We start from the raw sequence: 10,473 nt of genomic DNA, 5'->3' as shown, positions 1-10,473 counted from the left end.
GGTCAGCACCGCGGCCAGCCCGTCGAAGGCCGCCGTCGGACGGACAGCCGGCGCCGCACCGAGGGCCGGAGCCCCCGGCCAGGCATCACGAGCGGGTGCTGGTGGCATGCGGGGTGCGGGAGGCCGAGGCGTTGCGGGCGCGGGCAGCCGTAGCCAGACGCGCGGGGCCGGTGCCGGCGCGGGCGGACGCGGCGGCAGGGGTAAGGACAAGCAGAGCGGCGAGCCGGACGTCGACCTGATGGCCGACTACTCGTCGGACTACAGCGACGAAGAGTACGAACGCCTTCTCGCGCAGAAGCGCTTCGACGACCAGCAGAAGCGACAGTTCACCAACCAATCCGACGAGTAGCCCAGCGCAATAGGCAGTGCAACCACGGCCTGGTGCGGTCCCATCGACCGCACCAGGCCGGTGCTGTTGCTGGCGACCACGCTCGGCGCGGGTGTAGTCCGGCGGCGCCACAGCGGCCAGGACAGGATCGCGGCGACCGTGGCGCCACCGGCGTTGAGGATCACATCGTCGACGGAGGAGACTCGGTCGAGCAGCAGGGCGTACTGCATCACCTCGATCGTCACCGAGGCCGCGGTGGCCAGCACCAGCACCCGCCAGACCGAGCGCAGCGCGCTGAAGCGGATGGGACCGAAGAATCCCAGCGCGGCGAAGATCAACACATTGCCGACGATGCCGACGGGGCCCATGGTCGGCATGTCGACGAACGGCTCCAGGCTGACGGTCCCCGTGACGAGGCCGGCCATGCTGCCGGGCACCATCGTCATCATCACCCCGGGCACCGTGCCGTAGACGATGGCGACCTCGGCCAGCGACTTGCGCCACGCCGCCCGCCAGGCGATACCGAGCCCTCGGCGGAGCAGCGCGAGCACCGGCACCGCCAGCACGGCCACCGGCAGTGCCAGCACCGTGAGGATGATGATGCCGGTCTCGGTGAGTGAGCCTGAGTCGTTCACGATCATCGGTGTGCCCCTTCCTTCTGGATCCGTCGCCTCATGTAGAGGTCGAAGGCCCGGTAGAGGATCGGCCGCAGCGGCAGGTCCCACTCGCCGACGTACCTCACCGCTCGTCCACCGGTGCCGACCTTGAACTGGATCAGCCCGACGTGCGGGTCATCGCTGGCCAGGGTCGGGGTGATGCCGCGCAGGTCGTAGACGTCGCACCCGGCGGCCAGCGAGTCTCGGATCATCGCCCACTGACAGGCGTTGGAGCCGCGTACGTCGCGCTTCTCGGTCGAGGAGGCGCCGTAGACATACCAGGCGTGGCCGCCGACGCGGACATAGATCGTCGCGGCCACGAGGTCGCCCTGGTGACGGGCGAGGTAGAGCCGGATCCGCCGCTCGCCGGTCGAGGGGTCGTCCTCGGCGCTCAGCGCGGTGAACATCTGCTCGAAGTAGGCCAGCGGCCGAGGGGTGAACCCGTCGCGGGCGGCGGTGTGGACGTAGAGGTCGTGGAACGCCTTCAGGTCCGCGCCGCCGGCGGAGGTGGTGACCTCGACGCCGGCCTTGGCGGCCTTCTTGATATTGCGTCGCCAGAGCTGGTTCATCCCCTTGAGCACGTCGTCCTCGGAGCGCGCGGTCCCGTCGGGATGGCGGAGCCGGATCTCGTACGTGAACTGTGGCTGCCCTGCCCCGAACCCGTCCTCGGGGCTCTGCGGGCGCCAGCCGGAGTCGCGCAGATACCGGGTCACCTCGCCGCCGACCGGAGCGGACTGGCCGGGCAGGTCGGTGAGCCGCGCGACGTCCGGGTCGGCGATGCCGTCCTTGACCTGCGCCGCGGTCCAGGTGTCGGTGGGCAGCGGGGGAGCGACCCGGATCGCGAACGCGCCCTGCGACCGCAGGTAGGAGACGAGCGGCGGGAACCAGACGGTGAGCCCACCGTCCCAGTCGATGTCCGGCCCCCACGGCAGGTAGGCCAGCGTGTAGCCCAGCCGCGGCACCGGTCGGTGCAGCACCAGCCCGGTTCCGGCGAGCCGCTCGCCGGCGTACCAACCGATCGACTCGCTGCGCCACTCGGTCTTCACCGCGGCCCACGCCGGGGTCTGCAGGAAGCTGACCGAGCGCTGCGACTGGACGTGGTCGAGGTGCTCGGCGGGGCTGATCGGTCTGACAGTGAAGGTCACCGTGCCAGTCAACGCCGCTCGGTGTGGCCAGGGCGTATGCGGTTTTGGATACGTCGGCGATAAGTTCGCGCCGTAGGATCGTCAGAGTGCGAGTGTTGGTTGTCGAGGACGAGCCGTTGATGGCCGAAGCGATCCGGGACGGTCTGCGGCTGGAGGCGATCGCCGCCGACATCGCCGGCGACGGCGACACGGCCCTGGAGCTGTTGAGCGTCAATACCTACGACATCGCCGTCCTCGATCGCGACATCCCCGGGCCCTCCGGCGACGAGATCGCCAAGCGCATCGTCTCCTCGGGCAGCGGCATGCCGATCCTGATGCTCACCGCCGCCGACCGCCTCGACGACAAGGCCTCCGGGTTCGAGCTGGGCGCCGACGACTACCTGACCAAGCCGTTCGAGCTGCGCGAGCTGGTGCTGCGGCTGCGGGCGCTCGACCGGAGGCGGGCCCACAACCGGCCGCCGGTGCGCGAGATCGCCGGCCTGCGGATCGACCCGTTCCGGCGTGAGGTCTACCGCGACGGGCGCTATGTGGCCCTGACCCGCAAGCAGTTCGCCGTGCTCGAGGTGCTCGCCGCCGCCGAGGGTGGCGTGGTCAGCGCCGAGGAGCTGTTGGAGCGGGCGTGGGACGAGAACGCCGACCCGTTCACCAATGCCGTACGCATCACCGTCTCGGCCCTGCGTAAACGGCTCGGCGAGCCGGCCATCATCGCGACCGTGCCGGGCGTGGGCTACCGCATCGAGGTGGATGACGCGAGTGGCTAGATCACCTAGAGCTCCGGGGATGAGCGTGCGGCTCAAGCTCACGCTCAGCTATGCCGGGGTCATCGTGGTCACCGGCGTCCTGCTGCTCGCCGTGGTGTGGGTCTTCCTGCTGCGTTACGTCCCCGACGGGGTGTGGGTCCAGTGGCCGCAGCGGCCCGGGAGTCCGAGCGCTCCCTTCGTCCCCAACCGCTCCGACCTCGAACGTGCCTTCGCCCCGCGGGCGGCGACGATGATGGGGTTCCTGCTGCTGTTCGGGCTGGTGGGAGGCTGGATCCTCGCCGGCCGGATGCTGGCGCCGTTGACGAAGATCACCGAGGCCACGCGTACGGCGGCGGGCGGGTCGCTCTCGCACCGGATCGACCTCGAGGGCCGCGACGACGAGTTCCGTGAGCTCGCCGACGGCTTCGACAACATGCTCGCGCAGCTCGAGGCGCAGGTGGCCGAGCAGCAGCGTTTCGCGGCCAACGCCTCGCACGAGCTGCGTACGCCCCTCGCGATCACCCAGACGCTCCTCGACGTCGCCGGCAAGGACCCGAACCGCGACGTCGACGCGCTCATCGAGCGGCTGCGGCTGATCAACACCCGGGCGATCGACCTCACCGAGGCACTGCTCCTGCTCAGCCGCGCCGACCGGCGCTCCTTCGACCGCGATCCGGTCGACCTGTCGCTGGTCGTCGAGGAGGCCGTCGAGGTGCTGCTCCCGCTCGCCGAACAGCGTGGTCTGACGATCTCGACCCCCAGCGAGCAGGCCCGCACCATCGGGTCCTACGCACTGCTGCTCCAGCTGACGACCAACCTGGTGCACAACGCCATCGTCCACAACCTGCCCAGCGGTGGGACCGTGTCGGTCACGATCGCGGCGAACGAGAAGAGCGTCGTGCTCACCGTCGCGAACACCGGCGAGGAGCTCTCCCGCGAGATGGTCGCCACGCTCACCGAGCCGTTCCAACGGGGCACCCAGCGCATCCACGTCGACCAGGCGGGCGTCGGCCTCGGCCTGGCGATCGTCAAGAGCATCACCCGCGCCCATGACGGCCACCTCGCGGTCCTCCCTCGCCCCGGAGGCGGGCTGCGGGTCTCGGTGGAGCTGCCTAGCGCTCCGGCGCAATCTCGGTGATGAGCGCCTCGATGCGGTTGCGGATCTCGTCGCGGATCGGGCGTACGTCCTCGATGCCCTGCCCGGCGGGATCCTCGAGCTTCCAGTCCTCGTAGCGTTTGCCGGGGAAGAACGGGCACGCGTCCCCACAGCCCATCGTGATCACCACGTCGGAGACCTGCACGGCCTCGGTGGTGAGTACCTTGGGCTGGGCCGAGGCGATGTCGATGCCCTCCTCGGCCATCGCCTCCACGGCGACGGGGTTGACCGCGCCCGCGGGCTCGGAGCCGGCCGAGAGGACCTCGACCCGGTCGCCGGCGAGATGCTGGAGATAGCCCGCGGCCATCTGGGACCGGCCGGCGTTGTGGACGCAGACGAACAGGACGGTGGGTCTCGAGGTCATGGTCTGGGAGCTCCTGACTTGTGCGGATAGAGGACAAGCACGAGGAGTACGCCGACGGCGGCTCCTATCGCTTGGGCAGCGACGAAGGCCGGGGCGCTGCTCGGGGCGATGCCGGCGAAGGTGTCGGAGAAGATCCGACCTACCGTGACCGCCGGGTTGGCGAAGCTGGTGGAGCTGGTGAACCAGTAGGCGGCGCCGATGTAGGCGCCGACCGCGGGCGCTGCGAGGGCGGCTCGTCCGGTGCGGACCAGCGCGAAGATCAGGGCGACCAGGCCGGCCGTGGCCACGACCTCGGCCAGGAAGTGGGGGCCGGTGGCCCGGTCCTTGGCCGAGAGGGCGGTCTCGACGTCGAACATCAGATTCGCCAGGATCGCGCCGGCGACGCCGCCGGCACACTGGGCCGCTGCGTACGCCCCGACCTCCGGGAGGCTCAGGCTGCTGCCGTCGTCGCCGTCACGGCGGCCGAGGAACCAGTCGGCCAGGGACACCACCGGGTTGAAGTGGCCGCCGGAGACGGGGCCGAAGAGGAGGATCAGTGTCGCCAGGCCGAAGACGGTCGCCAGCGAGTTCTCCAGGAGCTGCAGGCCGACGTCGCCGGGGGAGAGCTGCTCGGCCGCGATGCCCGATCCGACCACGACGGCGACCAGGAGCGCGGTCCCGACGCCTTCGGCGACGAGCCGCCGTGCCAGCCCACTCACACCGCCCCGCCGAGCAGGATGCCGAGGTTGCCGAGGGCCTCGCGGCGGATGCGGTAGTAGACCCAGGTGCCGCGCTTCTCTCGGTCCAGCAGACCCGCGCCGTGGAGCACCTTGAGGTGGTGGCTGATTGTCGGCTGGGAGAGGTCGAAGGCATCGTTTAGGTTGCACACGCACGCCTCGCCGTCCTCGTGGGCGGCGACGAGGGAGAGCAGCCGGAGGCGTACGGGATCCGCCAGGGCCTTGAGCATCGGCGCCACTGACGCGGCCTGCTGGGCGGTGATCGGCTGCTTGGTCAGCGGAGGGCAGCAGGCCGCCTCGCCGACCGGGGTCAGCTCTAGGACCGGCGTGGAATTCGACATACATCTATATTGACGGATGTCGATGTAGATGGCAATCTCGAACACATAGACATTCATCTATGTAAGGAGACTCCGATGTCACGCATCCAGCTGGCCCTCAACGTCGACGACCTCGAGTCGTCGATCGCGTTCTACACCAAGCTCTTCGCCACCGAGCCGGCGAAGATCCGCCCCGGCTATGCCAACTTCACCGTCGCCGAGCCGCCGCTCAAGCTGGTGCTCATGGAGAGCCCCGGCAAGGGTGGCTCGCTCAACCATCTCGGGGTCGAGGTCGTCGACACGGACACCGTCGACGCGGAGCAGACCCGTCTGGCCGAAGCGGGGTTCGCCTCGATCGAGGAGCGCGGCACCGAGTGCTGCTACGCCAAGCAGGACAAGTTCTGGGTCGAGGGTGCGCCGGACGGGGAGCGGTGGGAGGTCTACACGGTCCTCGGCGACTCTCCGGTCATGTGCGCGCCGGCGGAGGATTCTTCTCCCTGCTGTGCGTAGTCCTGAGACTGTCCGTCACCGAGCTGTCGCGCCGGTGCGTAGCAGGTCGAGAGTGCGTGGTGCGATGAGTGTGGAGAGGGTGACCACGCTGGTCGAGCGGACCACGGCGTGGGACTGGTCGATGCGTACGAGCACTTCCTGGAGCTTCGTGTGGGATGCGGTCGCGACCTTGCAGAAGACGTCGAAGGAGCCGGTGGTGACGTAGGCCTCCAGCACCTCGGGGATCTCGGCGAGGTCGTCACGTACGTCGTCCAGGGCGCCCTGGGAGATCTCCAGGGTCACGAAGGCCTGCACGGCGTGGCCAGCGGCCGCGGGGTCGATGGTGGGCGCCCAGTCACGGATCACACCTGCCTCGGCCAGCTTGCGCAGCCGGCTCTGCACGGTGGCTCGGGCGACTCCGGCGACGCGGGAGAGCTCCAGGTCGCCGACCCGCGGGTGGGCGTGCAGGGTCTCCAGGAGGGCTACGTCGAGGTCATCGAGTCTCATGCCTCAACAGTAGACAGATTGTCTACTGAAACGACGTCAATGCTGGTCCGATCTGGCAGATTGATCAGTGTCGGTTGATCATCTTGTGTGGTGTGATCGGGCCCACTTGACTTGCCCCTATGACGCTTGCAGACACCCTGACCAACCAAGAGAAGCTCGCCGGACTCGGGCTGGCCGAGCTCGAGCAGCTCGTCGGCCTGGTTGCCTACGACGACACCTCCGACCCGTTCCCGGTCACCGGCTGGGACGCGGTCGTGTGGGCGGTCGGCAACGCCACCCAGACCGCCCACTTCTTCCAGAGCGCCTTCGGCATGAACCTGGAGGCGTACTCCGGCCCCGAGACCGGCAACCGCGACCACCACGCCTACGTGCTGCGCAGCGGGGGAGTGCGGTTCGTGATCAAGGGCGGGGTCGCGCCGGACAGCGAGATCATCGCCCACCACGCCCGTCACGGTGACGGCGTCGTCGACATCGCTCTCGAGGTGCCCGACGTCGACCGCTGCGTCAAGCACGCGCGCGCCGAGGGGGCGACCGTGCTGGAAGAGCCCCACGACGTGAGCGACGAGCACGGCACCGTACGCATCGCCGCCATCGCCACCTACGGCGAGACGCGCCACACGCTGGTGGACCGGAGTGCCTACGCCGGGCCCTATCTGCCCGGGTTCGTCGCCCGGACCTCGACGCTGAAGCGGGCCGAGGGCGCGCCGAAGCGCCTGTTCCAGGCACTCGACCACGTCGTCGGCAACGTCGAGCTCGGCAAGATGGACGAGTGGGTCGACTTCTACGGGCGGGTCATGGGCTTCACGAACATGGCCGAGTTCATCGGCGACGACATCGCCACCGACTACTCCGCGCTGATGTCGAAGGTCGTGGCCAACGGCAACCACCGGGTGAAGTTCCCGCTCAACGAGCCGGCGGTCGCGAAGAAGAAGTCGCAGATCGACGAATACCTGGAGTTCTACCAGGGCCCCGGCGCCCAGCATCTGGCGCTCGCGACCGGCGACATCCTCGCCACCGTCGACGCGCTGCGTGACGCCGGGATCGAGTTCCTCAACACGCCCGACTCCTACTACGAGGACCCCGAGCTGCGTGGCCGGATCGGTGAGGTGCGGGTGCCGATCGAGGAGCTGCAGAAGCGCGGGATCCTCGTCGACCGCGACGAGGACGGCTACCTGCTGCAGATCTTCACCAAGCCCATCGGCGATCGCCCCACGGTCTTCTTCGAGCTGATCGAGCGCCACGGCTCCCTCGGCTTCGGCAAGGGCAACTTCAAGGCGCTCTTCGAGGCCATCGAGCGCGAGCAGGAGCTCCGCGGCAACTTCTGACCTGCCGACCCGGCTCGTTCTGACGTGATCCGGCGTCGAGTCGGCTCGTCATGACGCGCCGACTCGGCGGGGAATCTGGTTAGGATGCGCCGACTCGGCGGGATTGCTGGGCGAGACGTACCGGCGCGTTTCCGGCGCCATAGCCGTCGTAGCGCTCCCGGCGCTCGACGACCTCGAAGAAGACCTTGCCGACGGTCTCGGTGTAGCAGTGCAGGTATTCGCCCTCGCCGTCGCGGTCGTAGAGCAGGTCCAGCTCGCGCAGCGTGCCGAGCAGATCCTCCGGCAGGTCGAAGCGGGCAGCGAGGTCGGCGTAGTAGTTGCCCGGCACCTCGAGCGGCCGCAGGCCGCGCTTCCGGGCGGCCGCGACGACCCCGATGATGTCGTGGCACGCGATCGCCACATGCTGGGCGTGACCCTGCCGGTCGGGTGGAAGCTGCCCGGTCGGAAGCAGGTTGAGCGGAAGACGTACGCCGCCGGCCGGTGAGCTCATCACCTGGCTGCGTACGAGACCCGCCGGGCCCGCGACATCCTGGGTCGGCTGCGGATCGAGCGAGAGCACGCTGGCGTAGAACAGGACGGCCTCGTCGAAGCTGTGCCAGGGCTGGACGAGGTTGACGTGGTCGATGCGCGCGGCGGCGGGGGACTCGCTGCCGCCGTTGAACTCGGTGATCCAGTCCTCGGCGTGGGAGAGGAAGACCTCGGTGCCGTCAGGGGAGGCGAAGGCACGCAGCGCCTGCTCGCCGGCGTACGTCCGGCGGTGGACCGGAGGCGCCATCAGCAGTGCGGCGCGCTCGGCGGCCGGGTCCGAGCCGGCGACGTCGAAGCCGACGGCCGCGATCCGCGGCTCGGGCGAGCTGCTGGGCTGGTCGTTGCACACGATCCGGGCCTCGCCCCAGGTCCACAGGCGCACCTGCTTGCTGCGGTGTCGGCCGCCGAAGTCGAAGCCGAGCTGCTCGAGCAGCACCTCCACGCCGGAGGTGTCCGGTGCCTTGATCTCCACGAAGTCGAAACCCTCCGGCGCCGCGACCTCCGGCAGCCGGGGCAGCGGCCCTGCCTCGTCGCCGAGCAGTTCGGACGTGCGGTCGGCGAGCCAGCGAAGCGAGCGCTGGGCCTGGCGGGCGGTGCGTACGGGATCGGTCTGGCGGAAGGTGTCGTTGAAGACCTCCAGCGACAGCGGACCGGCATAGCCCGCCCGGAGTACATGAGCGAGGAAGGCGGGCAGGTCGAAGCTGCCCTCGCCGGGGAAGAGCCGGTGGTGGCGGCTCCAGGAGAGTACGTCCATGCTGAGCGCGGGCGCGTCGGCGAGCTGCAGGAAGAAGATCTTCTCGGCCGGGATCTCCTCGATCTGCTTGGGGTCATGGCCCCGCGAGAGGATGTGGAAGCTGTCCAGGCAGATCCCGACGTTCGGGTGGTCGGCGAGCTCGACGATCCGCCACGAGCGCCGGTAGTCGTCGACGAACTTCCCCCAGGCCAGCGCCTCGTAGGCAAGCTTGATGTCGTACGTCGCGGCCAGCTCGCCCAGCCGGCGCAGCTGGCCCGCGGAGACGCCGTCGTCATCGACGGTGGCGGTGCCGACGTTGCTGCACACCAGCATCAGGTCGATCCCGAGCCTCTGCATGAGGCGGAACTTCGCCTCGGCACGGTGCAGCACGGTCGCGAAGGCTTCCTCGTCGACACCTTCGGCATCGCGGAAGGGCTGGTAGAGGTCGAGGGTGAGGCCGAGCCGGTCGGCGAGCGCGCGGATCTCCTCGGGGGACTGGGGTGCGGAGATCAGGTCGGCCTCGAAGATCTCGATCGCGTCGAAGCCGGCCTCGGCCGCGGCGTACATCTTCTGGACCAGGCCGCCGCTGAGGCACACGGTGGCGATCGAGGTGCGCATGGGGTTGCCCTTCTGTCGGTTAATGTACGAAACGGTACATACAGTTGCCGGGAGTTGGGAAGTGGGCCGTGCTCTAGGCTCGTGAGCATGGTCGACACCCAACGCTCCGCCCCGAAGTCGGCAGAGCGGCTGCGAGACGCCGAACGCACCCGGGCCGAGCTGCTCGAGATCGCGACGGAGGTCTTCTCCGAGCAGGGCTACTCGGGTGCGCGGGTCGACGAGATCGCCGAGCGGACCCGCACCACCAAGCGGATGATCTACTACTACTTCGGCGGCAAGGAAGGTCTGTACCTCGCCGTCCTCGAGGCCGCCTACCGCGGCATCCGCGAGACCGAGCAGGGACTGCACGCCGACCACCTGGCGCCGGTCGACGCGGTGCGAAGGATCGCCGAGCTGACCTTCGACCACCACCACGACCACCCCGCCTTCATCCGCCTCGTCTCGGTCGAGAACATCCACCACGGCCAGCACCTGGGCAAGGTCGAGTCGCTGCGCGACCTCGGTACGCCGGCGGCCTCGCTCCTCGACGACGTACTCGCTCGCGGCCGGGCCTCGGGTGAGCTCCGCGACGACGTCGATGCCCTCGACGTACACATGCTGATCAGCGCCTACTGCGTCTTCCAGGTCGCCAACAGCGCCACCTTCGGCTTCCTCTTCGGCCGCGACATGCTCGCCCCCGACGTACGCGCCCGCCACCGCCGCATCCTCGGCGACATCGTCGTCGGCTGGCTCTCTGCCTGACCGAGGCCAACCTCCACCGGCCGAGGCCAACCCCCGCCTGGCGAGGCGTCACCCCGCCTGGCGAGGCGTCACCTCTGCAGGCCGAGAAGTCACTTCTGCAGGTCGAG

Annotated in this window: 12 protein-coding genes; 5 read left to right on the top strand and 7 right to left on the bottom strand. The window is 69.3% G+C overall.

Going from position 1 to position 10,473, the window contains the following annotated elements:
- Nucleotides 1–258: 258 nt before the first annotated feature.
- Together ACRDPS_RS16270 and ACRDPS_RS16265 are read right to left on the bottom strand one after the other, a co-directional pair.
- Nucleotides 259–969, bottom strand: a complete 711-nt coding sequence (locus tag ACRDPS_RS16270) for a VanZ family protein (RefSeq protein ID WP_431502699.1) — start codon at nt 967–969, stop codon at nt 259–261.
- Entirely contained in the window at nt 966–2,129 is a 1,164-nt protein-coding gene (locus ACRDPS_RS16265) for a lipid II:glycine glycyltransferase FemX (RefSeq protein WP_431502698.1), read from the bottom strand. Before ACRDPS_RS16265 ends, ACRDPS_RS16270 begins: the two co-directional genes overlap by 4 nt.
- Before the next feature lie 86 nt (nt 2,130–2,215).
- Here ACRDPS_RS16265 and ACRDPS_RS16260 point away from each other — a divergent pair, with 86 nt between their 5' ends.
- Nucleotides 2,216–2,890 carry a response regulator transcription factor gene (locus ACRDPS_RS16260; RefSeq protein ID WP_431502697.1) on the top strand — a complete coding sequence of 225 codons (675 nt, stop codon included), beginning with the start codon at nt 2,216–2,218 and terminating at the stop codon, nt 2,888–2,890.
- Nucleotides 2,891–2,909: 19 nt separating this feature from the next.
- Complete coding sequence (locus ACRDPS_RS16255) at nt 2,910–4,007, top strand: sensor histidine kinase (RefSeq protein WP_431502696.1); 1,098 nt, start codon at nt 2,910–2,912, stop codon at nt 4,005–4,007.
- Here ACRDPS_RS16255 and ACRDPS_RS16250 read toward each other — a convergent pair.
- From ACRDPS_RS16250 to ACRDPS_RS16240, 3 genes are read right to left on the bottom strand one after another with little or no spacing between them, the layout of a single operon-like run.
- A complete protein-coding gene (locus tag ACRDPS_RS16250) occupies nt 3,982–4,389 on the bottom strand; it encodes an arsenate reductase ArsC (RefSeq protein WP_431502695.1) in 408 nt (135 codons plus the stop codon). The genes ACRDPS_RS16255 and ACRDPS_RS16250 overlap by 26 nt on opposite strands.
- On the bottom strand, nt 4,386–5,087 hold the full coding sequence (locus ACRDPS_RS16245) for an aquaporin (protein WP_431502694.1): 702 nt from the start codon (nt 5,085–5,087) through the stop codon (nt 4,386–4,388). Before ACRDPS_RS16245 ends, ACRDPS_RS16250 begins: the two co-directional genes overlap by 4 nt.
- Nucleotides 5,084–5,446 (bottom strand): metalloregulator ArsR/SmtB family transcription factor, encoded by a 363-nt coding sequence (locus tag ACRDPS_RS16240; protein ID WP_431502693.1) that lies wholly within the window; start codon nt 5,444–5,446, stop codon nt 5,084–5,086. The genes ACRDPS_RS16245 and ACRDPS_RS16240 overlap by 4 nt, the downstream gene beginning before the upstream one ends.
- Before the next feature lie 75 nt (nt 5,447–5,521).
- Here ACRDPS_RS16240 and ACRDPS_RS16235 point away from each other — a divergent pair, with 75 nt between their 5' ends.
- A complete protein-coding gene (locus ACRDPS_RS16235) occupies nt 5,522–5,935 on the top strand; it encodes an ArsI/CadI family heavy metal resistance metalloenzyme (RefSeq protein WP_431502692.1) in 414 nt (137 codons plus the stop codon).
- 15 nt (nt 5,936–5,950) lie between these two features.
- On the opposite strand, the gene ACRDPS_RS16230 is transcribed toward ACRDPS_RS16235, so the two are convergent.
- Nucleotides 5,951–6,421 (bottom strand): Lrp/AsnC family transcriptional regulator, encoded by a 471-nt coding sequence (locus tag ACRDPS_RS16230; protein ID WP_431502691.1) that lies wholly within the window; start codon nt 6,419–6,421, stop codon nt 5,951–5,953.
- A 119-nt stretch (nt 6,422–6,540) separates the two neighbouring features.
- Here ACRDPS_RS16230 and hppD point away from each other — a divergent pair, with 119 nt between their 5' ends.
- Nucleotides 6,541–7,746, top strand: coding sequence for a 4-hydroxyphenylpyruvate dioxygenase (hppD, locus tag ACRDPS_RS16225; protein ID WP_431502690.1), 1,206 nt, complete (start codon nt 6,541–6,543; stop codon nt 7,744–7,746).
- 79 nt (nt 7,747–7,825) lie between these two features.
- Here hppD and ACRDPS_RS16220 read toward each other — a convergent pair whose 3' ends face one another.
- A complete protein-coding gene (locus ACRDPS_RS16220; RefSeq protein WP_431502689.1) occupies nt 7,826–9,625 on the bottom strand; it encodes a bifunctional sugar phosphate isomerase/epimerase/4-hydroxyphenylpyruvate dioxygenase family protein in 1,800 nt (599 codons plus the stop codon).
- Nucleotides 9,626–9,712: 87 nt separating this feature from the next.
- Between ACRDPS_RS16220 and ACRDPS_RS16215 the strand changes: the two genes are divergently transcribed.
- Nucleotides 9,713–10,366 (top strand): TetR/AcrR family transcriptional regulator, encoded by a 654-nt coding sequence (locus tag ACRDPS_RS16215; RefSeq protein WP_431502688.1) that lies wholly within the window; start codon nt 9,713–9,715, stop codon nt 10,364–10,366.
- Nucleotides 10,367–10,473: the final 107 nt, after the last annotated feature.

It is taken from the genome of Nocardioides sp. (assembly GCF_050699375.1).
In the GTDB taxonomy this organism is placed as follows: Bacteria; Actinomycetota; Actinomycetes; order Propionibacteriales; family Nocardioidaceae; genus Nocardioides.
This window is presented reverse-complemented; position numbering and strand designations above follow the sequence as displayed.